This is a genomic window from Sphingomonas sanxanigenens DSM 19645 = NX02, assembly GCF_000512205.2.
Lineage (GTDB): Bacteria > Pseudomonadota > Alphaproteobacteria > Sphingomonadales > Sphingomonadaceae > Sphingomonas_D > Sphingomonas_D sanxanigenens.
Genome location: NZ_CP006644.1, coordinates 797,706 through 823,163, shown reverse-complemented (window position 1 = coordinate 823,163; position 25,458 = coordinate 797,706). Strand labels below are relative to the sequence as shown.

Annotated in this window: 20 protein-coding genes; 14 read left to right on the top strand and 6 right to left on the bottom strand. The window is 66.1% G+C overall.

What is annotated here, in order from left to right:
• The first annotated feature begins 2 nt into the window (after positions 1 to 2).
• The 10 genes from NX02_RS30550 (at position 3) to NX02_RS03715 (ending at position 11,946) form a co-directional block, all read left to right on the top strand.
• The gene (locus tag NX02_RS30550) at positions 3 to 935 is read left to right on the top strand and encodes a FecR family protein (protein ID WP_025290855.1); all 933 of its coding nucleotides are present in this window, start codon (positions 3 to 5) and stop codon (positions 933 to 935) included.
• A 124-nt stretch (positions 936 to 1,059) separates the two neighbouring features.
• Positions 1,060 to 3,450 carry a TonB-dependent receptor gene (locus NX02_RS03755; RefSeq protein WP_053000596.1) on the top strand — a complete coding sequence of 797 codons (2,391 nt, stop codon included), beginning with the start codon at positions 1,060 to 1,062 and terminating at the stop codon, positions 3,448 to 3,450.
• The gene (locus NX02_RS30545) at positions 3,333 to 4,049 is read left to right on the top strand and encodes a TonB-dependent receptor domain-containing protein (protein WP_084717605.1); all 717 of its coding nucleotides are present in this window, start codon (positions 3,333 to 3,335) and stop codon (positions 4,047 to 4,049) included. Before NX02_RS03755 ends, NX02_RS30545 begins: the two co-directional genes overlap by 118 nt.
• Before the next feature lie 13 nt (positions 4,050 to 4,062).
• Positions 4,063 to 5,598 carry an alkaline phosphatase D family protein gene (locus NX02_RS03750; protein ID WP_025290854.1) on the top strand — a complete coding sequence of 512 codons (1,536 nt, stop codon included), beginning with the start codon at positions 4,063 to 4,065 and terminating at the stop codon, positions 5,596 to 5,598.
• A 369-nt stretch (positions 5,599 to 5,967) separates the two neighbouring features.
• Complete coding sequence (locus NX02_RS03740) at positions 5,968 to 6,339, top strand: hypothetical protein (protein WP_025290852.1); 372 nt, start codon at positions 5,968 to 5,970, stop codon at positions 6,337 to 6,339.
• A gap of 113 nt (positions 6,340 to 6,452) precedes the next feature.
• Positions 6,453 to 6,815 carry a hypothetical protein gene (locus NX02_RS03735; RefSeq protein ID WP_025290851.1) on the top strand — a complete coding sequence of 121 codons (363 nt, stop codon included), beginning with the start codon at positions 6,453 to 6,455 and terminating at the stop codon, positions 6,813 to 6,815.
• A gap of 107 nt (positions 6,816 to 6,922) precedes the next feature.
• Positions 6,923 to 7,675: a CPBP family intramembrane glutamic endopeptidase gene (locus tag NX02_RS03730; protein WP_025290850.1), complete on the top strand. Its 753-nt coding sequence runs from the start codon at positions 6,923 to 6,925 to the stop codon at positions 7,673 to 7,675.
• Positions 7,672 to 10,140 (top strand): mechanosensitive ion channel family protein, encoded by a 2,469-nt coding sequence (locus NX02_RS03725; RefSeq protein ID WP_162232656.1) that lies wholly within the window; start codon positions 7,672 to 7,674, stop codon positions 10,138 to 10,140. The genes NX02_RS03730 and NX02_RS03725 overlap by 4 nt, the downstream gene beginning before the upstream one ends.
• Positions 10,141 to 10,543: 403 nt before the next feature.
• A complete protein-coding gene (locus NX02_RS03720; RefSeq protein WP_025290848.1) occupies positions 10,544 to 11,149 on the top strand; it encodes a TetR/AcrR family transcriptional regulator in 606 nt (201 codons plus the stop codon).
• 110 nt (positions 11,150 to 11,259) lie between these two features.
• Positions 11,260 to 11,946, top strand: coding sequence for a type 1 glutamine amidotransferase domain-containing protein (locus NX02_RS03715; RefSeq protein WP_025290847.1), 687 nt, complete (start codon positions 11,260 to 11,262; stop codon positions 11,944 to 11,946).
• A gap of 254 nt (positions 11,947 to 12,200) precedes the next feature.
• Here NX02_RS03715 and NX02_RS03710 read toward each other — a convergent pair whose 3' ends face one another.
• Both NX02_RS03710 and NX02_RS03705 read right to left on the bottom strand, forming a co-directional pair.
• The gene (locus NX02_RS03710) at positions 12,201 to 13,067 is read right to left on the bottom strand and encodes an LLM class flavin-dependent oxidoreductase (RefSeq protein ID WP_211258283.1); all 867 of its coding nucleotides are present in this window, start codon (positions 13,065 to 13,067) and stop codon (positions 12,201 to 12,203) included.
• Positions 13,068 to 13,173: 106 nt separating this feature from the next.
• Positions 13,174 to 14,091: an AraC family transcriptional regulator gene (locus NX02_RS03705; protein WP_025290845.1), complete on the bottom strand. Its 918-nt coding sequence runs from the start codon at positions 14,089 to 14,091 to the stop codon at positions 13,174 to 13,176.
• A gap of 284 nt (positions 14,092 to 14,375) precedes the next feature.
• Between NX02_RS03705 and NX02_RS03700 the strand changes: the two genes are divergently transcribed.
• The 3 genes from NX02_RS03700 to NX02_RS03690 all read left to right on the top strand — a co-directional run bounded on the left by NX02_RS03700 (position 14,376) and on the right by NX02_RS03690 (position 17,469).
• Positions 14,376 to 15,479 carry a Gfo/Idh/MocA family protein gene (locus NX02_RS03700; RefSeq protein ID WP_025290844.1) on the top strand — a complete coding sequence of 368 codons (1,104 nt, stop codon included), beginning with the start codon at positions 14,376 to 14,378 and terminating at the stop codon, positions 15,477 to 15,479.
• 61 nt (positions 15,480 to 15,540) lie between these two features.
• Positions 15,541 to 16,557, top strand: a complete 1,017-nt coding sequence (locus NX02_RS03695; RefSeq protein WP_025290843.1) for an aldo/keto reductase — start codon at positions 15,541 to 15,543, stop codon at positions 16,555 to 16,557.
• A 45-nt stretch (positions 16,558 to 16,602) separates the two neighbouring features.
• Positions 16,603 to 17,469, top strand: coding sequence for an SDR family NAD(P)-dependent oxidoreductase (locus tag NX02_RS03690; RefSeq protein WP_245648759.1), 867 nt, complete (start codon positions 16,603 to 16,605; stop codon positions 17,467 to 17,469).
• A gap of 15 nt (positions 17,470 to 17,484) precedes the next feature.
• Here the strand turns inward: NX02_RS03690 and NX02_RS03685 are convergent, their stop codons facing one another.
• Both NX02_RS03685 and NX02_RS03680 read right to left on the bottom strand, forming a co-directional pair.
• Complete coding sequence (locus NX02_RS03685; protein ID WP_025290841.1) at positions 17,485 to 19,122, bottom strand: NAD(P)/FAD-dependent oxidoreductase; 1,638 nt, start codon at positions 19,120 to 19,122, stop codon at positions 17,485 to 17,487.
• Between the two features lie 83 nt (positions 19,123 to 19,205).
• Positions 19,206 to 20,153, bottom strand: a complete 948-nt coding sequence (locus NX02_RS03680; RefSeq protein ID WP_025290840.1) for a hypothetical protein — start codon at positions 20,151 to 20,153, stop codon at positions 19,206 to 19,208.
• A gap of 183 nt (positions 20,154 to 20,336) precedes the next feature.
• Between NX02_RS03680 and galB the strand changes: the two genes are divergently transcribed.
• Complete coding sequence (galB, locus tag NX02_RS03675) at positions 20,337 to 23,042, top strand: beta-galactosidase GalB (RefSeq protein ID WP_025290839.1); 2,706 nt, start codon at positions 20,337 to 20,339, stop codon at positions 23,040 to 23,042.
• 78 nt (positions 23,043 to 23,120) lie between these two features.
• Here the strand turns inward: galB and NX02_RS33235 are convergent, their stop codons facing one another.
• Together NX02_RS33235 and NX02_RS03670 are read right to left on the bottom strand one after the other, a co-directional pair.
• The gene (locus NX02_RS33235; RefSeq protein WP_211258282.1) at positions 23,121 to 24,503 is read right to left on the bottom strand and encodes a hypothetical protein; all 1,383 of its coding nucleotides are present in this window, start codon (positions 24,501 to 24,503) and stop codon (positions 23,121 to 23,123) included.
• Between the two features lie 179 nt (positions 24,504 to 24,682).
• Positions 24,683 to 25,453, bottom strand: a complete 771-nt coding sequence (locus tag NX02_RS03670; protein WP_211258281.1) for a glutaminyl-peptide cyclotransferase — start codon at positions 25,451 to 25,453, stop codon at positions 24,683 to 24,685.
• Between the last annotated feature and the right edge of the window lie 5 nt (positions 25,454 to 25,458).

Sequence of the window (25,458 nt, the reverse complement as noted above, 5' to 3'; positions counted from 1 at the left end):
CCGTGAGCACCGATGGCATCACCGCGGAGGCGGCCATGTGGCTGGACCGGATGAACCGGCCCGCATTCGACAGCGCCGACGGGCGCCGTTTCGATGCGTGGATGAACACCGATCCACGCCATCGCGAAGCTTTCGCGGAACTCGCCGCTATTTGGGACAGCCCGGAACTCGCAGAAGCGTGCGCCAGCCCGACCCCGACGCCGATGGCGGCGCCAGCCGCACCGCCACCGTCCGCCAGGGGGCATCGCTGGCGCAGGCCGTTCGCGATCGGTGCAGCTGCAGCCTGTGCCGCGCTTGTTCCGCTGCTCGTGGTGCCGGCGGTGCCGCGCCAATATGCCAGCGGACCGGGCGAGATCCGCGAGGTCGTGCTGGCCGATGGCTCCACGGTCGAACTGGGCGGGAACAGTGCGATCGACGTGCAGTTCCTGCCCTGGCGGCGCAAGGTCGCGCTGGATAACGGCGAAGCGCGTTTCGACATCGCGCACGATGCGCACCGCCCGTTCACCGTAACGGTGGACACGACGCGCGTGACCGTGCTGGGCACCGCGTTCCATATCGACCGGATGGGCCCCGACCGAATGGTCATGGGAGTATCACGCGGATTGGTCCGCGTGGACAGCGGCAACGCGACGCTGGCCGTGGCCGCGAACCAGGCCGTTCAGTTGATGGGCGGCGCGCCGGAACGGGTGATGCTCCAACCTGAGCAGCAGGTCAGCAGCAACTGGTTCGTCGCGCGCGACGCGCCGTTGGCGGATCTGGTGGAAAAGCTGCGTCGATACTCGCCGCGGCCGATCAGGATCGAGACTGGCAAAGCGGCCTCAATGCGCGTGACCGGACGGTTTGACGTGTCGGATGTCGACGGCACCCTGGACGTGCTGAAACAGGCCTACGATGTCGACGTGTCGACACGTCCTTCGATCATTCTGGTCCGGTGATCATGGCGGCTTTTGAAAGCTTTCACGAAGCCGTCATCAAAGTCATTGAAATGTAATAAAAAACTTTGTCCGGTTTTGCGATCCCGTTCCGTTTCTGGGGTGAAGCATAACGGGAAGTCTCACCATGAAATACGCGAATCTCGCCGCCTTGCTGGCGGGTGCTGCATTGCTGGCCGTTCCGGTTGCCAAGGCGCAGGCGCAAACGCGCAACGCACAGACCCAGACCTTTCGCTTCGATGCGCCGGCGCAGGATCTGTCGGACGCGCTGATCGAATTCTCGCGGGTGACGGGGCTGCCTCTGGCGGCAGCGCCCGCTGCGCTGCGCGATCTGCGCAGCAAGCCGGTGCGTGGGCAGATGACCGCGGCGCAGGGGCTGGCGCGGATGACCCGCGACCTGCCGGTCGCCGCGCGCATCATGGGCAATACCATCATCGTGCAGCCCCGCCCGCAGACCGCCGCCGCGCGCCGGGCCAGTGGACCGGTCGCGCCTGCCCCCTCCCGCGCCGTTGCGACGACGGCGCCAGTCCCGGAAGATGCCGCACCGGATGAGATCGTGGTAAACGGATTTCGTCGCAGCCTGGACCTGGCTCAGGCGATGAAGCGCGCCGCGACCGGTGTGCAGGAGGTGATCGTCGCGGAAGACATCGCCGCCTTTCCCGATCAGAATCTCGCCGAAGCCCTGCAACGCGTACCAGGCGTCGCCATTACGCGTGACAGCGGCGAGGGGCGGCGGATCTCGCTTCGCGGCCTTGGACCGGAATTCACCCGTACCCAACTGAACGGGATGGAGGTGCTCAGCAACACCGCCTCCGGCCTTGACAGCCGTGGCGGCGTCAGCCGCAGCCGCGCCTTCGACTACAGCGTCTTCGCATCCGAATTGTTCAACCAGGTGGTGGTCGAGAAATCCTGGTCCGCATCGCAGGAAGAAGGCGGCATCGGCGGCACCGTGGCGCTGCGGACGGCCAAGCCGTTCGACTATGCCGAAGACACGATGGTGCTGAGCGCCAAGGGACAGGTCAACCAGTACACCGATACGCTGACGCCGCGCCTCGTCGGCCTCGCCTCGGTGCGTCGCGGCGACGTGGGTCTGCTGGTTTCCGCCGCCTATAGTTCCGCCGACACGATCGAATGGGGCTATCGCAACTGGAACTGGTCGCAGATGAACTGGGGCGAGGCCAATGTCGCCCCTTCGATCACCGGCGATATTCGTGACCAGTTGGTCAACGCCACGGGCGGCGGCCGCGTGTGGAACAGCCGCGCGCAGACCTATGGCAGTTGGTTTAACCATCGCGAGCGGCTGGGCCTGACCGGCACGCTGCAATATAATCCGGGCGACGGAACCGACGTGTCGCTGGATGTGCTGTACAGCCACCTGACCAACGACCGGGCGGAAAATGTGATCGGCAATGCCGGCCCCAACGGCCTGGATGCCAATGACGTCACCGGCACGCAGGTTCTGCAATCGGTCACCATCGATCGATATGGCAGCATCACCGACGCCGTGGTCAGCGGTGTGGGCCTGCGATCGGAAGCGAAACCGACGCAGGACAGCACCGATTTCTGGCAGATCGCCCTGAACGGCCGCACCGACCTGACCGACCGGCTGGAACTGGCCGGCACCGCCGGATGGTCGAGATCCACGTTCGATTCCGCCTGGCAGCGCGCCTATCTGGTGTCGAGCGGGCACACGGTCGGCTTCGCCGGGCTTGATACGGACACGCCGGTCAATACCTATGATTTCGATCCCGCCAACCCGTCCGCCTGGACCCTGCAGAGCCTGCAATGGCGCGAGAACCGGATCGAGAGCGAATTCTGGAATGCCGGCGCGACCCTCGGCTGGGAGGTGACGGACACCTCCACGCTGCGCTTCGGCGGCGAGTTCAAGCAGTTCGACAACAGCGCCTACCAATATAACGCCACAAGGAACAATCCCGGCGCGCTGGCCGACCTGCCCACGATGGTGAACCCCTACACCGCCGAAATTCCCTTCGTGGTGGGCGATGTGCCGGCAATCTACGCCGCGCTGGACCAGGGCTTCGCGCTGGACGAAAGCAATCTGTCGGTCGGTACGGACTATACCGTCAACGAACGGACCATCGCTGCCTTCGCCCAGTATGAATTGAACACCAGCATCGGCGGCATGGATCTGCGCATCGACGCCGGTGTGCGCTACTACGACACCCGCCTCACCTCCCGCGGTTCCTCGGCGACCAATGCCGGGCTGGTCCCGGTGAAGATCAGCAACAGCTATGATGGCTTCCCGCCTGCCATCAACATCGCACTGAACCTCCGGCCGGACCTGATCGCCCGCGTCGGCGCCAACCGGAACATCAGCCGCCCGGGCTTCGGTGATCTCAGCGCGGCGGCCACGGTGCGGGTCCCGGCTATGGCGGCACGATCAGCGCGGGCAATCCCTACCTCGCTCCCTACACCGCGGATTCCGTCGAAGCTTCGCTGGAATATTATGACGGCACGCGCGGCTTCGTGGCGCTGGGCGCCTTCTACAAGAACATGAAGTCCTTCGTCACCACCGAGACGGCCCAGATTCCCTATGGCGAGACCGGATATCCCCTGTCGCTGCTGGAGGACGGGCTGGACCCATCCACCGTGTTCAACTTCACCCGGCCGATCAACGGACCCGGCGCCTCGATCCAAGGGATCGAAGTGGCGGCGCGGCGGAATTTCGACTTCCTGCCCGGCGCATTGGGAAATCTGGGCGCGCAGGGCAACATTACCTATGCCGATGGCTCATCGGACGTGCTCTATTCCGGGGTGGCATATCATCTGCCGCTGACCGACCTGTCCAAATGGTCGGTCAATGGCACGCTCTACTATGATACGCCGCAGTTCGGTGCACGTGCATCGGTGGCCTATCGGTCCCGTTATCGCGGAGGCAGCGGCGGCAACGGCAATATCGGCGAGTATTTCACGCCGTCGACCGTGTTCGATGCCACCGCCTATTATAATGTCACCCCCGCGCTGCAATTGCGCGTCGAGGGGCTGAACCTCAGCGACGAACGGATCATCCAATATGCCGACGGCGATGCGCGGCGGCTGATGACCAGCACGATCAGCGGCCGGACGATCACCTTCGGCGCCTCGCTGCGGTTCTGATCGGATGCGCGGCATGTTGCTCGATCGCCGGGCGCTGGTGGGCGCCTCCATCGGCCTGCTGGGCGCCTGCTCCACCCTGTCGGGTCGTGCAGGCGCCATGCGCCGGGATCCGTTCACGCTGGGCGTGGCGTCGGGCGATCCGGCACCGGACGGCTTCGTGATCTGGACCCGCCTCGCCCCCGATCCGCTGGCGCCGGCCGGCGGCATGGCGCCGGCCCCCGCGGCGGGGGCGGGGGGGGGCGCGGCCGATCCCGCCTTCCGCCGCATCGTGCAATCGGGCGAGGCGCTGGCCATGCCGCAGGAGGCGCACAGCCTGCACGTGGAGCTTGCCGGCCTCTCCCCGCAGCGGCCCTATTGGTATCGCTTTCAGGCGGGCGGCTCCGTCAGCGACGTGGGCTGCGCCCGAACCCTGCCCGCACCCGGCGCGCTGGTAGACCGGCTGCACATCGCCAGCGTCGGCTGCCATGACTATGAAAGCGGCTTCTTCACCGCGTTCGGCCATCTGGCACGCGAGCCGTTGCTCGATGCCGTGTTCCACTATGGCGACTATATCTATGAATTCGGTCGGCGGGCGAGGAACCCCCTGCGTATCCATGCCGGGGACGAAACGGTCACGCTTGAGGATTATCGGCGCCGATACGCCCAGTACAAGGCCGACCCCGACCTGCGCGCGGCTCACGCGCGCGCCGCCTTCATCTGTTCGTTCGACGACCATGAGGTGGACGACAACTGGGCCGCCGAATGGGGGAAGGACGGCGGCGCCACCGCCGCGTTCGCCGCGCGCAAGGCGGCGGCGCTCCAGGCCTGGTACGAACATATGCCGGTGCGCCGCGCGCTCAGGCCGGGCAGCGGGACGCGATACTTCCGCCGGTTCGATTTCGGCGCGCTGATGCGCATGCATGTGCTGGACACCCGATCATGCCGCAGCAACCAGCTTTGCGAGGCGCGCGGCGACGACCTGGTATGCGAGGAGCGGGATGACCCCGCCCGCACGATGCTGGGCGCTCCGCAGGAAGCGTGGCTGGCAGAGGGCATGGATCGGGAACCGGGCTGGCACTTCATTGCCCAGCAGGTGCTGATGCTGCCGTTCGACGTTCGGGCCGATGGCGCTGATGCGGCTGTCAGAAGCACGGACAACTGGAACGGCTATCCCGCCGCCCGCCGACGCATGGCCGCGCTGATCGCCGATCGGCAACTGACCAATGTGGTGATCGGCAGCGGCGACATGCATCAGCATCTTGCAGGATATCTGCCGACAGATCTCGATGACCCGCTCTCTCCGCCGCTCGCCAGCGAGTTCCTGGCGACGTCCATCACCTCGGGCGGAACCGGCTCTCCCCGTCAGCCCCATCAGTTGCATACGCTGGACCACAACCCCCATGTGAAGCTGCTGAACAACCAGCGGGGTTACCAACTGTATCGGGTGGATGCGCGGCACTGGTGGGCAGACATGAAGGTGCTGGATCAAGTCGACCGGCCGCGTGGACGATTGGCCAATCTCGCCACCTATGTGGTGGAACAGGGCAGGCCCGGTCCAATATTGTCGTGATCGCATTCCCGCGTTCGCGCCATCGGCCGAGCGTCGGCAGATGGCGCGAACGCGGGAAGCAATTGGCCGTCGGTCTGAAGCGGGTCCTCCGGCGCGCCGACCCACCGGCCAGCATGAACGCCGGGCGAGACAAGACTCGCGGCTGGATGCTCACGAACGACCATGATGCGAAGTGAAGGGGTAGCCACATCGCCCTTGTCCGGAATTCAACTCGAAGCCATTGCCGGCCGCTTCGCCGGGAATGCGTAAAGTATGCGGGAAGAAATTGTAAAAAATCTCGCAACTTGCCGCCATGAGCGCATTTTCTACCATCACCATTGCGCGACTTCTGACGCATGTTATTCATGCTCATACATTGGGGGCACCGATATGAGTCTTGTAACCAGATTCGTCGCCGCAGCCGTCGTTACCGCCGTGATCGCCGCCACGCCGGCGAGTGCCAGACGGCATGATGACTGGCATCGCGATCGCCGCCATCACGATCGAAACGACAATACCGCAGCGGGCGTCGCCATCGGTGTCGGCTTGCTCGGAATCGCCGCGGCGGTGGCCGCCAAGAACAAGCGCAAGGCCGACGAGCGCAGGGACGCCGATCGATACGGCTATGGCGGCGACTATTTCTCGCCGGCGCCGAACGTCAGTTGCTACCGCGGAGAACGACGCTGCTTCGTGCGCGACCAATTCTCCTACGAATGGACGGACCGGCAATTTCCCTACGATCCTCACCGGCGGGGGTTCTGAACATGCGGATTCATTGGCTCGCGTTCGTTGCCGCCGTCGCGATGACGTCCCACCTGTCCGCACAGACGGCAACGCCACCCGCGTCATCCGCCCCGCCCTCGGATACGGTCAACATGGACCTGGCCGTGACGGACGCAATCCGCGCGGTGCTCGCCGAGTCTTTCGACGAGGGGTATATCGCCATGCTGCAGGCGCTTGGCCACCAGCAGGCGGTCGCGGCGACCTGCTCGAACTTCACGATCGATCCGCAGGCGTTCTCCAACGAATTCGACCTGATCTATGATGACGCGGCAGGAAAGCCGCGAAGCTTCAAGGCCGGTCAGCGCCGCGAGCTGGAGCATAAGGCGACCCTAGCGCTCGGAATGGCATTCGGCGCCCAGATCGCGATTTCGGCCAACGATCATCCGGCATTCTGCCAGGCCGCGGAGCAGGAGCGCACCGGCGGCAAGGTCGGCCATCTGGTCTGGGCGAAGTAAGCGTTCGGCAACGGGCGCGTGCACCTCACGCCTGTCGCCCGTACGACCCCGATTGATGGACTGCGTGACGATCGGCCGACGCTTCGATCTCGGAAAGAGCGATGAGAATGAAGCCGAACTGGCGCGCCGCCCTTTGCGTCTACCTGGTCTACAACGCGATCATCTACACGGCCTGGACCCTCGGTAGCGCGCAATACACGGACATGGTGTCGGCGCGGGTCGCGCTTACCAGCCTCGATCTGCCCCTCGGTCTCGGCGCCCTGTTATGCGTCGCGGCCGTGACGCTGCTCGGATGGTGGCGCCCGGCGATGCGAGAGGCCGATCGCAGCGGTCCGATATGGGCGGCGGCACTGGTGCTGGCCGGCATGATCGGCATGGTCGCCGTGGAAGCGTCGGCGACGAGATGGGCGAGCTTTTCAGGCGCCCATCTGGCGATGCTCGTCGCGGCGGGGCTGATGGTGGGTTTCAACGAGGAAATGGTGAACCGCGGCGTGCTGGTGACCGGGCTGCGCGGCTCGACATCGAGCGAGATCCGGGTGTGGCTCTTCTCCTCGGCGCTGTTCGGCGCCATGCACATTCCCAACGCCCTGTTCGGCATCCAACTTTATGCCGCCCTGCTCCAATGCGTGTTCGCCGCGTTGATGGGCAGCGCCTTCTACGTCCTTCGCCGGGTAAGCGGCACGATCCTGCTGCCGATGCTGATGCACGGCGCGTGGGACTTCACGTCGTTCGCCGCGCAGGCATCGGGCGGCCGGGCGCCTTTGTCTCCTGTCTTCCAGTTCGGCACCTATCTGCTCGCCATCATTGCCACTATCGCGCTGTTCCTTCACAACCGTCGCGCAGCGCAGCCGTCGGCGTGAACGGTCCGGTCCAGCCGGCATTGGATCGTCAGGCGGGCTTCTGCGCGGCCGCGCTTGCCGCTAAAGGCTTGAACGGAAATGGCTGGGAGGCAGCACTCATCGCCCGCTGGTTGATCCATTGCCTCTGCCTGGCGATGTGCTTCATGGCGGCGTGTTGGCCTGCGGCCGCGCAGACCGCACCGGAGGACTGGAAGGCGATCACCGCGTGGCGCAAGACGGCGGCCCACGCCGAGGCGCTGCTCGATCTGCCGCTGTCCCGGCGGGATAGGGTGACGATCGACCAGTGGGAGGATCTCCGGCTCGACCTGACGGTCCAGCGCGAGGAGGCGATTACCCTCGGCCATCGCGGAACGCTGAAGGGCCGGATCGCCCGGGCGCAGCTTGCGCAGCTCGACGCCGGTTCGGCGAAGGGACAGCTCGAACTCGACTGGATCAAGCAGAAGCGCAACGAACTGAACCAGGCCGTCGCATCCGCCGATGGACCGACGATTGCCGCGCGCGATATCGACGCGCGCAATGGCGTACTGATCCATGACATAGACCAGATCCTGCGGCAGAAGCGGCGGCAGAAGCTGTTTTCGCATGACCATCCGGTCGTCAGCCCAGCGACGTGGTCTGCCGCGACGCGAGACGTGCGCACCGGCCGGATCGATCTCGCCAGGCATACGTCCGTCCGCCAGCCACCGTCGGCGCTGATCGGCATCCCTTTGCCGTTTCGCCTCTTTCTGGTGGCAACGGCCGGCCTCGCCGCCGCCTGGATCGCGGCGCAATGTCGCCGGTCGCTCCGCGCGACGATCGATCAGCGCAGCGGTCCTGCCAGTTCGCCACGCAGCCAGCTCGGGCTGGCCTTTGCGCGCGACCTGCTCGACATCGCCATCCCGGCGGCAGTGCTCTTGCTGGTGTTCGCCGCCATCAGCCTCCTGACCGCCGACCTTCCGCTGCTGACGGCGCTAAGCGGTGAAATCATCATCGACGGCCTGAGTGTCATCTATGCGCGGTGGCTGGGCCAGAGCCTGTTCACCCCGGCCTTTCCTGCCGCGCAGCTCGTGCAGTTGCCAGAGGGCAAGGCGGGCGTGGCCATTCGGCTGATGACGATCCTCGGCTTCGCCCTGGCGGCGGAGCAATTCCTCGAATATGTCGACGAGCAGCCGGGCAGTTCTGCCGCGCTCGATGCGCTTCTGTCGTTCGCGATCGTCGCGACGACCAGCGTCTTCACCTGGCGGCTTGCAGCCGTCCTCAAGGATGCGCAGGGCGCGAGAAGAGCGGCCGGCGGAGCCGGCTTCGAACGGCCCGACGCCGGCCGCACGACCGACGCCATCCGGCCCGCCACCCGCCTGATGTCGGCGGCGGCCGCGTTTGCGGCGCTGGCGGCGCTGAACGGCTTCGTCGCGCTGGCGCGCTACGTGCTGACATCGACGCTGCTGTCGCTGGCCGTCATCTGCACCGCGCTGTTTCTCTACCGGTCATTGACCGAAGCCAGCGAACGCCTGTTCCGTCGTCGGGAAGGAACCACATCGCGCACTCCGCAGTTGCTGCCGCTGGCGTTCGGCTTCTTCCTGTTTCTCCTGACGCTCCCGATCATCGCGGTCATGTGGGGGGTCAGTGCCGAGAACATCATCGATTCGATCCTGGCGCTGAAAAACGGCGTGGCGGTTGGGCAGATCCGCCTGTCGTTCGGCAGCGTCATGACGTTCGCGCTGGTGTTTCTGCTGGGCTATGCGCTGACCCGCTGGCTGCAGCGCGTGCTCCATTTCGCCGTGCTCGACCGGCTGCATGTCGACGCCGGGGTGCGGGCCGCCGTCCTCACCGGCTTCGGCTATCTCGGTCTCACCCTCTCCGCACTGATCGCCATCACCGCCGCCGGCCTCGATCTCTCGAGCCTGGCATTCATCGCGGGGGCGCTCTCGGTCGGCGTGGGCTTCGGCCTGCAGTCGGTGGTCGCCAATTTCGTGAGCGGGATCATCCTGCTGATCGAACGGCCGATCAAGGTGGGCGACTGGATCGAGGTCGGCGCCTACTCCGGCCATGTCCACAAGATCGCTTTCCGTTCGACCCACATCGAAACCTTCGATCGCCACGAGGTCATCATCCCCAACACCGATCTGATCTCGGGCAGCGTGACCAACCTGACCTATGGCGACAGCCTTGGACGCGTCACCCTGCCAGTGGGGGTCGCCTATGACTGCGACGTCGATGCGGCGAGAAAGATATTGCTCGGAGTCGTCACCGGCCATCCGCTCGTGCTCCGCAAGCCCGAATCGAGCGTCGTCCTCGACAGCCTCGGGGACAGCGCGATCAACCTCAAGATCCTGTGCTTCGTCGAGAATGTGAACCAGCGGATGACCGTGCGGTCCGACCTCTATCTCGAGATCCTCGCCGCGCTGAAAAAGGCCGGCATCGCCATTCCGTTTCCGCAGCGTGAGGTGCGGGTCCATACCGATCGTGCCGAACCGGCGCGATCATGACGCCGTAAGACCGGCATTCGTATCGCGATCCTTGGGGGCGCATCGAACGGCGCAATGAACCGGTGCGCGCGCCGTTCCGCCGGAACGCCGGATCGGATGCGCCGGTCGCAGATGACCTACCCAACGCGAACGAAGCGGGCGGACAGTCCGCCCCATGTCCAAGGGGGAGTCGGAGAATGGTCAATGCTGAACCATCGCCCGCATGATCGGCCTGAAACGCGTAGCGGCGGCTGCGCCGGAACAGGCCTCCTGATCTTCCAACAAACCACCCGCGGGCTGCGACCAGCTTCCACAAGGTCAGCTGTCTCCCGATCGTGCCGCGATAAGTCTTACGATCCGCCCCTTGAACAATCGCACGCCGTCTTATATTAGACCAGTCGTCTACAAGGATGGAAACCGCATCATGGCTGCGCCAGTGAAATCCGAAAGGGCAACGGATGTCCGGTCGCACATTCTGGATACGGCCCAGCGGCTGATCGGCGCGGGGGGCTTCTCGGGCGTCGGCCTGAACGACATCCTCGCCGCCGCAGGCGTGCCCAAGGGATCCTTCTATCACTATTTCGCATCCAAGGAGGCGTTCGGCCGCGATCTCCTCGACCATTATTTCGGCAAATATCTTGCTGAAGTCGATGCGCTCCTGGCTGACGAACGGGTGCCGGCACGCGAGCGGCTCGGCGCTTACTGGCAGTTCTGGCGACAGAACCAGGAACGCGACGATCCCGAAGGCAAGTGCCTTGCCGTCAAGCTCGGCGCAGAGGTTTCCGACATTTCGGAGGGGATGCGCACCGCGTTGAAGCACGGCACGTCTGCGATCATCGCCAGGCTGTCGCGCGTCGTGGCGCAGGGGCAGGCGGATGGATCGATCGAGGCCAGCCGCCCGCCAGGCGATCTCGCCGAGTCGCTCTACCAGCTCTGGCTCGGCGCGAGCATCATGGCCAAGATCGCGCGCAGCGGTGACCCGTTCGACGCAGCCCTGGCCGCGACCGACCAGGCACTGACCGGGACATAGGCGTTCGACCGACCGATATCCCCCACGCCCACTCAATAGACGACCGGTCTACGCAGATCATGTTTTCAATCATCTTGGGTGGATCCCAAATTCAGCGAAGGAGACAATCCATGAAGGTCCTGATGGTTCTGACGTCGCATGACCGGCTCGGCGAAACCGGTCGCAAGACCGGCTTCTGGCTCGAAGAGCTCGCCGCGCCCTATTATGTGTTCAAGGATGCCGGCTATGATATCACGCTTGCCTCGCCGGCGGGCGGCAAGCCGCCGCTCGATCCCAAGAGCAACGAGCCCGACTTCCAGACCGAGGCGACCCGTCGTTTCGAAGCGGACAGCGAAGCCGCCGAGGCGCTGGCGAATACGGTGAAGCTCGACGCGGTCGATGCGGACGATTTCGATACCGTCTTCTACCCGGGCGGCCATGGTCCGCTCTGGGATCTCGCCGAAAGCGCGGCGTCGATCGCGCTGATCGAGCGCTTCATCGGGGCGAACAAGCCCGTCGCGCTCGTCTGCCACGCCCCCGGCGTGCTGCGTCATGTGACCGGCGCCGATGGCCGCCCCCTCGTCGAGGGCAGGACGGTCACCGGCTTCACCAACACCGAGGAAGCCGCGGTCGGCCTGACCGAGGTGGTGCCGTTCCTCGTCGAGGACGAACTCAAGGCCAAGGGCGGCCTCTATTCGAGCGGTCCGGACTGGGGCTCGTACATCGTGCAGGACGGCCTGCTGATCACCGGGCAGAACCCGGCCTCCTCGACCGCCGCCGCACGGCGCCTCGTCGAAGATCTCGCGACGGCGGCATGAGCGTCCATGGCATCTTCGCCCGGGGCACGCTGACCGACACGATGCCCGGGCGCGGGTGAACGCCAGCGACTGCGCGAGCCGCCGACCCCACCAGCGGCGGCGGCTCGTCGCGCGGCGACCGCACCGTGCGGCCGCCCGGGCAGTTCGAGGAAACGAACGCCCCGGCCTGGATCGCCTTCGGTCGGCACGAGCGGCCGACGGGCGCATCGGCCATCAGTCCCGATCGATACCGGCCCGTGACGCAGCTTCGGCGATCATCGCCAAGGCCTCGCCCTGCGCCTCGGGGCGGTCTGAAGGTTCAGCAACAGATGATGGACGCCCAGATCCCGCTGTTGCTCGAAGATGTGCTCAAGGCCATCCCGACCCGTCCGGTAGCCCAATTGTCCCGGCTCGAAGACATGCGGCGTGGCGATCTCCAGCCGCATGGCCACCGCGAATGCGCGAAATTCCTCAGGCGACCAGCGATCGACGGCACGACGCCAAAGCGCGTGCCGGTCGCGCTGCTGTTCCGGTTCGCGGTGATAGGTGAACCATCCGCGAGCGTTGCGCGCGATCCATTCCAGCGTTTGGCCGCCCGATCCCACCGCGATCATCGGCGGACGATCGAACGTCGAAGGGCGCAATTCATACTGAATCCGATCGCTCCCGATCACCTTCGGGTCGCGCAGCACGGCGGCGAGCATCTCCCAATGCTCGCGATACCGTCGCGACCGTTCCGAATGCTCCTCGCCAAATGCGGCGAACTCCTCCGGCCGGTCGCCCGCGCCGAGCCCCAGCATGAGGCGCGATCCGGACAGGATCTGCAGCGACGCTGCCGCCTTGGCGATATGCAGCGGATGACGGAGCGTGAGCACGGTAGCGGCCGTGCCGAGGGCGATCCGCTGCGTGGTGGTGGCCGCTGCTGCGAGCGCAACGAAGGGATCGAGGTGCCCGAACGATTCGGGATACCAGGGCCCGTTGAGCGGAACGTCACGCACCCAATAGGCCGCGATCCCGAGGTCATCCGCCTGCCGCGCGAAATCGAGTTGCTCGGCGGGATCCACCGCGCCTTCCTCGCCGGCACGGATCGGCGACGCGATGCCCAGGGTGATCCGGCCATCGCGAAAGACCCGGTGGAACATGCTATCCTCGATCTTGCCTCTCCTTGCGCGGTCGCGCGTCATTCAGGGATTCGCGCCGCGCTGGCAAATCGCCATTCGATCACGACGTCCGGCGAGCCGTGCGACGCTAGCCGGTCACGGCTTGAGAGGAATGCGAGGGTTCGCGCCCCAAGGTCGCCCGCAGCATCGCGGCGTCGTCGCTGGGCGTGTGATCGAACAGCCGCCGATAGTCCCGATTGAATTGCGATATGCTTTGATAGCCGACTTCGTAGGCGGCCGCCGCGATCGTGGTGGAACCCGAAAGGATGCGGCGCGCCTCCTGCAGGCGGACGCGTTTCTGGAACTGGACGGGCGAGAGGGACGTGACCGCCTTGAAATGCCGGTGGAAGCTGGGAACGCTCATGTTCGCCCGGGCGGCAAGATCGGAGATGCGCAGCGCTTCGGCGTAATTGTCCCTGATCCATGCCGTCGTGCGCCCGATGCGCGTTGCGTGGCCGTTGGCGAAGGCGAGCTGGCTCAGCAGCGGCCCATGGTCGGTATGCAGCAGCCTCCACAGGATCTCGCGGCGGATAAGCGGCGCCATGACCGGGATATCGCGCGGCCGGTCCAGCAGGGAGACCAGCCGGATGAGCGGATCGAAAAGGTCGGGATCCAGCACATATTTCCCCGCGATCAGGCCATCGTCCGGCCGGGGGCGCAGGCCGGCCTGCTCGCGCAGGAGATCGGCCACGACATTCGGATCGATATCGAGGTGAATCGCGAGATAAGGCGCCGATGGGCTTGCCTCGGTGACCTGCGAGGTCACCGGAACATCGGCGGCGCAGAGCAGCGACTCTCCTGCCGCGTAGTGGAATGGCGTCTCGCCGACCATCAGTTCCTTCACGCCGCGCGCGACCAGCCCGAAAGAGGGCTGATAGATCGAATGCCCCACTTCGGACGGCAGGTCGGTCCGCCCGACCTTCAGCCCCTCGATCGGCGTCAGATAGTCGTACCGCGCATGGCGCTCGATGACGGCGCGCAGGTCGGCAAAGGATGGTCCGGTCATCGGGGTATGACGTCCTTGCTCAAAACACACGGCTCGGCGCGAAGCCCAGCAGCCTCGCAACCGATCGCCGCGCCGCCTTTTCAGCGCATTTCGCCCTCCGGCACTATGCATATTCCCTCAAGGTCGCGTGCATTCGTCTCATTCGCCGGAAGCCGGCGCGTCGAATGATCGTGGAGAGCCAATCCCTGATAGGATCTGCATAGGGTCCGATCCCGGGCCACCCCTATGTTCCAGGCATCGGACCAGCGGCGTCCGAACACAGCCATTTCCCGGAGTATAGAGGCATGTCACGTACCGGCTATCGCGTTGGAATCATCGGGGCGGATACGCAGGCGAGCTGGGCCGGCGCATCCCATGTCCCGGCGCTTGCGGCGCAGCCCTCGCTTGTCCTGGCAGCGGTCGCGACGCGACGCGAAGAGAGCGCGAAGGCGGCGGCCGAGGCCTTCGGCGCGGGGCGGTGGTTCGCCGATCCCTATGCGATGATCGCCGATGACGGCATCGATGTCGTCACCGTCGCCGTTAAGGTTCCGGCGCATCGCGACCTGGTGATGGCCGCGCTCAAGGCCGGCAAGGCGGTCTACAGCGAGTCTCCGCTCGGAGCGACCTTGGCCGAGACCGAAGAAATGGCCGCGGCTGCCACCTCCCTGCATACCGCGATCGGGCTGCAGGGGCGGCACAATCCCGCGGTTCGCCGCGCCGCCGAGCTGGTGGCGACAGGCCGGCTCGGCCGCCTGATGTCGGCGCGGGTCGGCGCCACGACCTTCGGCTACGGCCCGCAGACGACGGCAGCCTATGACTATTTCAACAAGGCGGCGTCCGGTGCCACCTTCATGACCATCACGACGGGCCATGTGCTGGACGTTATCGAAGCGGTGCTCGGCAACATCACGCACGTCGATGCGCGTACCGAACTGCTCTGGCCGGAGATCGAGGTCGTCGACACCGGCGAGACATCGGTTCGCGACACGCCCGATCATCTCGATATGATCGCGAAGACCGCAAGCGGTGCCCCGGTCTCGGTCCAGGTGCTGGCGGGGGTGCCGGCGGATGCGGCAGGCTTCGTCTTCGAAGTCCGGGGTTCGCAGGGCTGGCTGAAGCTCACCGGCAATCACCTCGCGGGCGTGCAGGTCGGCGACCTGACCTTGTCCGCCAATGTGCCGTTCGAGGCGCCTGCGGCGCCGATCGCCACCGGTTCCGGGCCCACTGCGGCCGATTTCTGGGCAGGCGCCGCGATCAATGTCGGCGAAGTCTATGCCGCGCTCGCGCGGGATCTGGCGGCCGGAACCCATGATACGCCCGGCTTCGCGCACGCGCTTCACAACAGCCGGCTGGTCGCCGCGGTCGAGCATGCCGCGCGCAGCGGCGAGCGGCAGGTCGTCGCCGGCTGACCGGAAACCATGATCGGTAGCCCGGGATATCGGCGCCGATCACCCATGCAGGAGTTTGACGATGCGTATGCGCAAGCTGGGGAATAGCGGCCTGTTCGTTTCCGAACTTTGCTTCGGTGCGATGACCTTCGGTGGAAGCGAGGGCATCTGGGGACAGGTGGGAAGGCTCGGGCAGGAGGATGCCGACGCCCTCGTCAAGGCGGCGCTCGATGCCGGCATCAACCTCTTCGATACGGCCAACATCTATGCGTATGGCCGCAGCGAGGAGATCCTCGGCCAATCCTTTCGCAACCTCGGCGTCGCCCGGGACGACATCATCATCGCCACCAAGGCGGGCGCCTCCATGCGGCCCGGGCCCAACGGGCGTGGCGCCTCGCGACGGCACCTATTGAGCGAATGCCGCGCCAGCCTCGCGCGGCTGGGCGTCGATCATATCGACCTCTACCAGATCCACGCTTTCGATCCCGCGACGCCGATCGAAGAGACGCTGGACACGCTCGATACCCTCGTTCGGGCCGGCGACGTCCGCTATGTCGGGCTGTCCAACTGGGCCGCATGGCAGGTGATGAAGGCCATCGGCCTTGCGCAGGCCAGCCGGCGCGCGCCGATCACCTCGCTCCAGGCCTACTACTCGCTGGTCGGCCGCGATCTCGAACGCGAGATCGTGCCGATGCTCGTGTCGGAGGGCGTGGGGCTCATGGTGTGGAGCCCGCTCGCCGGCGGATATCTTACAGGCAAATATTCCGGCGGCGGCACCGGCGATGGGGGGCGGCAGACCGAGCTGGACTTTCCGCCGATCGACCGGGTGCGGGGCGAGCCGCTGATCGACGTGCTCAGATCCATTGCGGAAAAGCACGACAGCGCACCCGCGCAGATCGCGATCGCATGGCTGCTGAAGCAGCCGGTCGTCTCCACCGTCATCGTCGGCGCCAGGCGGGTCGAGCAGCTGCGCGAGAATATCCGCGCAACCCGGATCGGTCTGGACGATGACGATCTGGCCCGGCTCGACGCCGTCAGCCGCCTGCCGGCGGAATATCCGGGCTGGTCGCTGAACGGCTTCGGCAACCGCGATAGCTGACATCGAAAAACCCCCTCGACCGAACGCGAAACGATGGAGAACGAGATGGCAATCAACGAGATCGATATCGGCCGGCGGAGCATGCTGATCGGCGCGTCGGCGGGCATGGCCGCCATCGCCGCGCCGGCGGCCGCACTGACCCCGGCACCGCAATCCACCGACCGGCCCGAACACGGCGCGCTTGCCGGCAAGCGCGCGCTGGTGACGGGGGCATCGCGCGGCATCGGCACGGGAATCGCGCTGGAACTCGCCGCGCGCGGCGCCGACGTCGCGATCACCTACCTGCGCTCGACCGACAAGGCTGCCGCCGTCGTCGAGCAGATCAGAGCCATGGGCCGTCGCGCCACCGCGATCCAGGCCGATAGCGGCGATCCGGCGGCCGTGAAGCGCTCCATCGCGCAAACCGTCGCCTATCTTGGCGGCCTCGATATCCTTGCCAACAATGTCGGCATCTCGCGCTCCGGGCCGCTGGAGGATATGCGCTTCACCGACATCGAGGATCTGATGAACGTCAATGCGCGTGCCGCGGTTCTCGCGTCGCAGGCCGCGATCCCGCATCTCAAGGCGGGCGGGCGCATCATCACGACCGGCTCCTGCCTCGCCGAACGCGTGCCCTATCCAGGCCTCACCGTCTACTCGATGTCGAAATCGGCACTGCTCGCCTTCACGCGCGGGCTCGCCCGCGAACTCGGCCCCAGGAACATAACCGTGAATCTCGTCCAGCCGGGGCCGATCGACACCGACCAGAATCCCGCCGACGGCGACTGGGCCGAACCCAACCGGCGGATGACCGCGCTCGGCCGCTACGGCAAGCCGGCCGACATCGCCGCAGCCGTCGCCTATCTCGCAAGCCCGGCGGCTCAGTTCATGACCGGCTCGGTCGTCACGGTCGACGCGGGCTTCAACGCATGACCGCGGCCTCACCCCTTACGCCGCGGCCCGCACGTCCCCGGTGATGCTCAGCGCCACCGCCTCGGCGACCTTGATCCCGTCGATCGCCGCCGAGAGGATGCCGCCTGCATAGCCCGCGCCCTCGCCCGCCGGGAACAGCCGCGCGACATTGAGGCTCTGGAAATCGCGCCCGCGGGTGACCCGCACGGGCGACGAGGTGCGCGTTTCCACCCCCGTCATGATCGCGTCGGGATGGTCGTAGCCGGCAATCTGGCGCCCGAAGATCGGGATCGCCTCGCGCAGGGACTCGATCACGAAGGGCGGCAGGCAGGTCGCGAGATCGGTGGGCGTCACGCCGGGCTTGTAGGAGGGCACCACCTCGCCGATCGCGGTCGAGGCGCGTCCCGCGAGCAGATCCTCCACCCGCTGCGCCGGCGCGCGATAGTCGCCGCCGCCCGCCGCGAACGCCATTTCCTCCAGCCACCGCTGCAGTTCGATGCCGGCCAGCGGATGGCCGGGATAGTCGCGCTCCGGATCGATCCCAACCACGAGGCCCGAATTGGCGTTGAACTCGGCGCGCGAATATTGGCTCATGCCGTTGGTGACGACGCGCCCCGCTTCGGAGGTTGCCGCCACCACCCGCCCGCCCGGGCACATGCAGAAGCTGTAGACCGTGCGCCCGTTCGAGCAATGGTGCGACAGCGTATAGGCCGCGGCGCCCAGATCGGGGTGCTTCGCGCAGGCGCCGAAGCGGGCCTTGTCGACCCAGCTTTGCGGATGTTCGATGCGCACGCCGATCGAGAAGGGCTTGGCCTCCATATAGACGCCGCGACCATGCAGCATCGCGAAACTGTCACGCGCGCTGTGGCCCAGCGCCAGCACGACGTGGTCGGCTTCGAGGACGTTGCCGTCGTGCAGGTGCAGCCCGACCAGCCGGCGCCTGCCATCCGCCCCCTCGGCCAGTTCCAGATCGTCGACGCGGGTGTCGAAGCGATACTCGCCGCCCAGCGCCTCGACCTTGGCGCGCATATGCTCGACCATCGAGACGAGGCGGAAGGTGCCGATATGCGGGTGCGCCTCGGTGAGGATATCCTCGGGCGCACCGGCCTCGACGAATTCGGTCAGCACCTTGCGCGAGAGGAAGCGCGGATCCTTGATCTGGCTCCACAATTTGCCGTCCGAAAAGGTGCCGGCGCCGCCCTCGCCGAACTGGACGTTGGATTCGGGGTTGAGTTCGCTGCGCCGCCACAGCCCCCAGGTATCCTTGGTGCGCCGGCGGACATCCTTGCCGCGTTCGAGCAGGATCGGCCGGAACCCCATCTGCGCGAGGATCAGGGTGGCGAACAGACCGCACGGCCCCGCCCCCACCACCACCGGCCGCCGCGCGGTGGACGGTTCCGGCGCGCGGGCGACGAAGCGGTAACGGGTGTCGGGCGTCATGCGGACATGGTTGTCGCCGGCGAAGCGCGCGAGGATGTCGGCCTCGTCGTCGGCATCGACGTCGACCGTGTAGACGAGCAGGATCGCGGATTTCTTGCGGGCATCATTGGCGCGGCGGGCGATGGTGACGCTGCGCACCGCCGCTTCGTCCACGCCCAGCCGGCGCACCACGGCCTCGCGCAGCGCCTCGGCCGGATGGTCGAGCGGCAGCTTCAGTTCGGATATGCGGATCATGGTGGATGCGGTAGCGCGTCGGGAGCCAGGGGGCCAGAGCGCGATGCCGGGGGGGGTACGCATCCACCCCTTCCCTCGGGGCGCTACGCCCGCATCAGAAACCAGACGATCGCCGCCAGCGCCGCCATCGCCACCGCCGCAAGCACCAGCATCACCAACGGCAACGGGCGCTTCGCCGGCACCGCGGCCGACTTCGCAACCGGATCCCGTGGCAGCGGCGGCGCCATCTCCCCCCGCGCCACCACCGGCGGCGGCTGCAACGGAGACGGCACCACCCGCCCGAGCGGCATGCCATCCGGCCCCGTCGCCAGCGCGCGCGCGACCGCGGCGGTCAGCGCGCCGAGTCCGGCATCGCCGCCCCCTGCCCCGGCCGGCACCGCGCCCTGCGTCTGCGCATCGGGCAGTGCCAGCCCGGCTTCGGCCAGCCGTTCCGCGGGGATGAACAGCGACAGCGGCCGCGACGGTTCCGCTGCGGCCACAGGCACAACCGCCGGCGCATGGCCCGCCGCACCGCGCGCGACCGCCCAGTCGTCCAGTTCCGCCCGCAACGCCTTCCGGCGCGCGGAATCCGTCTCCGCCGCCACCGCCGCCTCCCGCGTGCGCGCCTCGGCCTCGGTCTGCACCATCGCCTGCGTCAGCGCGCCCGGCGCAGCCAGGCCCAGCGCCTCCAGCGCCGCGCCCAGCCGATGCCAGCCGGCATGCGCCACGCCGCCGCCCTGCCATCCATCGAGCGCGATGCCGGGCACCGCGCCGAACATGAAGGGCGGCTCCTCCGCGCCCCACAGCAGGTTGACGAGCGCGCCGCGCTTCTGCGCCGCGCCGGCATCGTCCCACACCAGATCCGAGTTGATCGAGGCCGGCGTCCACAGCGCCAGCACCGCCGCCGGCGGTGGCGGCGCGGCCCCTGCCTCGCCGGCCACCGGCGCAGCCTGCGCCTGTTCGATCGCGATACCCAGCGCGGCCAGCCCCCGGGCGACGCGCCCGGCAACCGCATCATCCGCCCGCGTACAGGATATCAGAACCCCCGCCATGGCCCCTCCGGCAAGTCCTTGATCCAAGGATGAGAGTAGCTGTCTCCCCGAGTCAAGCAGCCGCATCTGCCGGACATGTTTCGACATCGATCAGATACGGCCCTTTTTTACAAAAGGTTGCTCCTTGCTGCCACCGATCCTAAAACAAGGCGAAAATGATAGCGCTAACGGAGGCGGATCGGCATGATCGCACGTGGGACGACATCTATCGCGCTGGCGCTGACGCTTGCCGCCGTCACTGCATCCCCCGCCCGCGCCGCGCGCGAGGAAATCCGGATCTCGGCTGACTGGCGCTTCACCAAGGGCGACCCGCAGGGCCTCGCCACCGACCTGCGCTACGACATCCGCCCGGACGCCAGCGACACCGGCGACGGCAAGCTCGCCGATGCCCGGCCGGATGCAGCGGTCGCCACCGAGGATGCCGGGCTCAAGGTGCTCAAGCCCTGGATCCTGCCCAGCGCCAACGCCTTCATCGCCGACCCCGCGAAACGCCACCAGCGCCCCGCCGGCAACCCCGGCGGCGATGTTTCCTACGTCCAGCCCGGCTTCGACGACACAGACTGGCAGCGCGTCGACCTGCCGCATGACTGGGCGATCGCCGGCCCCTTCATCACTGAAGGGCCCTATGGCGGCATGGGTCGGCTGCCGAGCTGGGGGATCGGCTGGTACCGCAAGGCGCTGAGCATCCCCGCGGCGGACAGGGGCAAGTCGATCTTCCTCGATGTCGAGGGGGCGATGTCCTACGCCACCGTCTGGCTCAACGGGAAGCTCGTCGGCGGCTGGCCCTATGGCTATAACAGCTTCCGGCTGGACCTGACGCCCTATGCCGTGCCCGGCGGCGCCAACATCCTGGTCATCCGGCTGGACAATCCCCCCGCCTCGGCGCGCTGGTATCCGGGCGGTGGCCTCTATCGCGACATCTGGCTGACCAAGACCGATCCGGTCCATGTCGGCCAGTGGGGCGGCATCGTCCGCACGCCGGACGTCAGCAAGGATCGCGCGACGATCGCGGTCGACCTGACCGTCGACAACGACGGCGCGGCGCCCGCCGAGGTCAGCGCCACCACCTCGATCTATGCACTCGATGCCGCAGGCACGCGGGCCGCGAAGCCCGTCGCCACCTTGGCGCCGCAGCGCGCGAGCATCGGCGCGCGCGCCAGCGCGGTGCTCAAGGCCAGCACCAGCCTCGCCAGCCCGCGCCTGTGGGGGCCGCCGCCGACGCAGCAGCCCAACCGCTATGTCGCGGTCTCCACGATCAGCCGCGGCGGCCGCGTCGTCGATCGCTACGAGACCGCGTTCGGCATCCGCACGATCGCGATGGATCCCAACCGCGGCGTGATCGTCAACGGCGAGCACATCCCGTTGCGCGGAGTGAACAATCATCACGATCTCGGCGCGCTCGGCGCCGCGTTCAACCGCCGCGCCGCACAGCGCCAGCTCGAGATCCTGCGCGACATGGGCACCAACGCGCTGCGCATGAGCCACAATCCGCCCGCCCCCGCCCTGCTCGACCTCGCCGACGAGATGGGCTTCCTTGTGATGGACGAGGTGTTCGATTCCTGGGAGCGCAAGAAGACCCCGCTAGACTTCCACCTGATCTTCCCTGACTGGCAGGAGCCGGACCTGCGCGCGATGCTGCGGCGGGATCGCAACCATCCCTCGATCATCATCTGGAGCGTCGGCAACGAGGTCGGCGAGCAATATACCGGGGAGGCCGGGGCGGACATCGCCCGCCAGCTGGTGAAGATCGTGCACGAGGAGGATCCGATGCGCCCCACCACCAACGCGATGAACTATGCCAAGGCGGATATGCCGCTGCCCGGCGCGGTGGACGTGATCAGCCTCAACTATCAGGGTACCGGCATCCGCGGCATCATCGGCCAGTATCCGGCGTTTCGCGCCGCCTTTCCGAACAAGGTGATCCTCAGCACTGAAAGCGCCTCGGCGCTCAGCAGCCGGGGCGAATATCTGTTCCCGGTGGCGGGCAATATCAGCGGCCCGGTGCGCCCTTGGTCGGGCGGCAACCCGGATACGCACCAGGTGAGCGCCTATGAGATGCACGCGGCGGACTTCGGCTCCTCCCCCGACCGCGTCTTCGCTGCCGACGACCAGCATCCCTATGTCGCCGGTGAGTTCGTGTGGACCGGCTTCGACTATCTCGGTGAACCGACACCCTATTACACCTCGCGCAGTTCCTATTCGGGGATCATCGATCTCGCGGGTTTCCCCAAGGACCGCTTCTGGCTCTACCAGGCGCGCTGGCGGCCCGACCTGCGCTTCGCCCACATCTTGCCGCACTGGAACTGGGCGGGCCGCGAGGGGCAGATCACGCCCGTCCACGTCTTCTCCTCGGCAGACGAGGCGGAACTGTTCGTCAACGGCAAGTCGCAGGGCCGCATCAAGAAGCGCGACTATGAATATCGCTTCCGCTGGGACTACGTCACCTACGCCCCGGGCGAGGTCCGCGTGGAAACCTGGAAGGCCGGCCAGCCCTGGGCTACGGCGTCCGTTCGCACCACCGGCGCGCCCGCGAAGCTGGAACTGATCCCCGACCGGAAGGAGATCACCGCCGACGGCCGCGACCTGAGTTTCGTGACGGTCCGCGTGCTCGACAAGGACAGCGCCCTGGTGCCCGACGCCAAGCCGGCGGTGCGCTTCACAGTGTCAGGCCCCGGCGAGATCGTCGCCACCGACAATGGCGACCCGACCGACATGACCGCCTTCCCGGAACCCCAGCGCAAGGCCTTCAACGGCCTGGCGCTGGCGATCGTACGTGCGATGCCGGGGCGTGGCGGCGCGATGGCGCTGCGGGTCGAGGCGGACGGACTGGCACCGGCGGAGGTGAAGGTGAAGGTGAAGGTGAAGGTGATGGGGGTGCGGGGGATGTGAAGACGGCGCCAAGGTGCCCCACCATCTTCCCCGCAGCCCTCGGGTTACAGCGGGTGAAGAAGAAGCGTCCGTCCGACTCTACAATCCCCACACTCTCACGAACGCCGTACCCTTCGCCGTTGCACCACTCCGGGAACGCGTCGTATACGTAAAGGAGGCAAGCCCGGTAAAGTTGCCGACGCGAGAAATTGTAACATCGCCATTGCTCTCCAGTCTCACCGAGATAGCATTGGCATTCTGAGATTCAACAGAGATGACAGTTCCCGTTTCCTCCGCCCCCACAAAAAGCGTGTAATCGTTGCAACCGGGATGATCATAGTCATTATGGTAAGAACACCCTATCAGCGTTCTCCGATAAGGTGGATTACTATCGTACGAGAGTTCGTAATAATTCGGGACAGCAACGAGTTCGGACATCACCGGCACCTCGGACTTCGCAAAATCCGCGGCAACGGATCGGATTTCGTCACGGGTAATTGCTGACACGCGCTCAATTTGAAACGAAGGCGTTTGACTCAGGACATAACGCAACTCAGGAAAAACATAGAAGCGAAAGGCGTATGCCCATGACCTGGCGATCGCCGCATCCGCGATACGTTCCGGCATGGCCGAGAAATATTTTGAAAGAAGATCCGCGACTACGTCAATCTCCCTTTCAGGAGCAGTCGATCCTATTCTGCTTTTCTTGAGCAATTTGAGAATGGTCGCTTTTTCTGACAGCCTGACGCTACCCGTTTCGTCGATCACCTCAGTGAGATAACGAGCAGCCTCATCCATCGGCGCAAGTCCGTCGACGGTATCACCCGTGGTGTCTTTAAGAAGCGGCGAAAGGGCCAACAGCTGGATGTTGACAACTGCAATCCGCGCTGCGTCTTCAGACACCGCCGCATTAGGACTCTTGATCCCCTCCCCGGGGTTGAGGGTCAGGACGTTTGTGTCGCTCCGCAGGGCGTTGCTGCCCGTCAGGAGACCTAGCGCCCGAAGCACGGTGGATCCATTACCCTGCACGAAGATGAGTGTGCTGAGTGGAGAGATGACAGTGGCACCTTTCGGCGCGCGCAATCCACTAACCGTCATACCGGTCGTTTCATCCAGACCGCCGACCAACATGCTATGGATAGGCGCCGAAGGAATCCGACCGCGAGTTTGATCGGGGCGGCCAGACACAACATCCAGACCGAAGGAGCCCGACCTGGATGTATAAGTGTAGGCGTCACCCTCGTCGAAAAACTGATTGTTGCCGCTTACATCTATCTGCACATATCCGAGTAAAGGCCCCACGGCGACCGCGGAAAACCTCGTCGCTGTCGGAGTGGGCGTTGGCGTGGGGCTGGGCGAAGGCGTCGGATTGCCGGGCGCGACCACCACTCCGCCACCACCCGATCCCCCACCGCCGCAGCCTGCAATGAGCGCAAACATCGATACGGTAGCGATCCAAGTATTCAAGCTCTTTAAATTCATTCACACCCCCCTGATGTCGCCAAAATACTGATGCGATGGCCACATGGGGAACATCCTTCCAATTTCTTACGCATAAAGTAAATGACTATGCGCACCACAATTTTTTGCAATGGCCGAGGCGAATACGCCAGCAGGAGAGTTCAGTATTATGTCCCTGAAATAGGCGCCGACGTATCCGCTCAACACCCGGTCAGCTTGATCTGGAACAGCTTCGGCCAGTTCTTCCCCGTCACGAACAGCCGCTTGCCGGCCTTGTCATAGGCGATCCCATTGAGCACGGCCTCCGGGCCCCCGGCCCCCGCCTGTTCGCGCAACCCGGAAAGGTCGATCACCGCCTGCACCGCGCCCGTCGCCGGATCGATCCGCAGCACATAGTCGCTGTGCCAGACGTTCGCGAGGATCGCGCCATCGACATATTCCAGCTCGTTGAGGTTGCGCACCGGCCGACCCTGCACGGTCACGCTGATCCGCCGCGTCTCGCGCATCGTCGCGGGATCGAGGAAGCGCAGCGCGGGCGTCCCGTCGCTCAGGATCAGCTGGCGGCCATCCTGCGTGATCCCCCAGCCCTCGCCCGGATAGGCGAATTCGCCCTTGCGGCGCAGCGACGTCGCATCCCAGCGAAACCCCTTGCCGTTCTGCCAGGTGATGCTGACCAGTTCATTCTTCCAGTCGGTGATGCCCTCGCCGAACAGCCCCGCGGGAATATCGATGCGCTGGAGCACCTGGCCATCCGCGATCCGCACCCGGCGGATCGTCGATTGCCCGACCAGCCCGGTGCTCTCGATCAAATTGCCGTCGCGATAGATCAGCCCCTGCGTGAAAGCGTCGGCATCATGCGGGAAGCTGCGTTCGACGGTGTAGCCGCAGACCTTCGGTTGCGCTGGCGGCTGGGCGGCTTCCGCCGGCTGCGCAAGGGCGCCTGCGAGAAGTGCGAGGAGGATGCCGATCATGGTGC

What these genes read in the sequence shown, in the direction of transcription:
- NX02_RS03755 (WP_053000596.1), top strand. Translation starts at nt 1,060, where the DNA reads ATGAAATACGCGAATCTCGCCGCCTTGCTGGCGGGTGCTGCATTGCTG.
- NX02_RS03750 (WP_025290854.1), top strand. Translation starts at nt 4,063, where the DNA reads ATGTTGCTCGATCGCCGGGCGCTGGTGGGCGCCTCCATCGGCCTGCTG.
- NX02_RS03740 (WP_025290852.1), top strand. Translation starts at nt 5,968, where the DNA reads ATGAGTCTTGTAACCAGATTCGTCGCCGCAGCCGTCGTTACCGCCGTG.
- NX02_RS03735 (WP_025290851.1), top strand. Translation starts at nt 6,453, where the DNA reads ATGGACCTGGCCGTGACGGACGCAATCCGCGCGGTGCTCGCCGAGTCT.
- NX02_RS03730 (WP_025290850.1), top strand. Translation starts at nt 6,923, where the DNA reads ATGAAGCCGAACTGGCGCGCCGCCCTTTGCGTCTACCTGGTCTACAAC.
- NX02_RS03720 (WP_025290848.1), top strand. Translation starts at nt 10,544, where the DNA reads ATGGCTGCGCCAGTGAAATCCGAAAGGGCAACGGATGTCCGGTCGCAC.
- NX02_RS03715 (WP_025290847.1), top strand. Translation starts at nt 11,260, where the DNA reads ATGAAGGTCCTGATGGTTCTGACGTCGCATGACCGGCTCGGCGAAACC.
- NX02_RS03710 (WP_211258283.1), bottom strand. Translation starts at nt 13,067, where the DNA reads ATGTTCCACCGGGTCTTTCGCGATGGCCGGATCACCCTGGGCATCGCG.
- NX02_RS03705 (WP_025290845.1), bottom strand. Translation starts at nt 14,091, where the DNA reads ATGACCGGACCATCCTTTGCCGACCTGCGCGCCGTCATCGAGCGCCAT.
- NX02_RS03700 (WP_025290844.1), top strand. Translation starts at nt 14,376, where the DNA reads ATGTCACGTACCGGCTATCGCGTTGGAATCATCGGGGCGGATACGCAG.
- NX02_RS03695 (WP_025290843.1), top strand. Translation starts at nt 15,541, where the DNA reads ATGCGTATGCGCAAGCTGGGGAATAGCGGCCTGTTCGTTTCCGAACTT.
- NX02_RS03690 (WP_245648759.1), top strand. Translation starts at nt 16,603, where the DNA reads ATGGCAATCAACGAGATCGATATCGGCCGGCGGAGCATGCTGATCGGC.
- NX02_RS03685 (WP_025290841.1), bottom strand. Translation starts at nt 19,122, where the DNA reads ATGATCCGCATATCCGAACTGAAGCTGCCGCTCGACCATCCGGCCGAG.
- NX02_RS03680 (WP_025290840.1), bottom strand. Translation starts at nt 20,153, where the DNA reads ATGGCGGGGGTTCTGATATCCTGTACGCGGGCGGATGATGCGGTTGCC.
- galB (WP_025290839.1), top strand. Translation starts at nt 20,337, where the DNA reads ATGATCGCACGTGGGACGACATCTATCGCGCTGGCGCTGACGCTTGCC.
- NX02_RS33235 (WP_211258282.1), bottom strand. Translation starts at nt 24,503, where the DNA reads ATGAATTTAAAGAGCTTGAATACTTGGATCGCTACCGTATCGATGTTT.
- NX02_RS03670 (WP_211258281.1), bottom strand. Translation starts at nt 25,453, where the DNA reads ATGATCGGCATCCTCCTCGCACTTCTCGCAGGCGCCCTTGCGCAGCCG.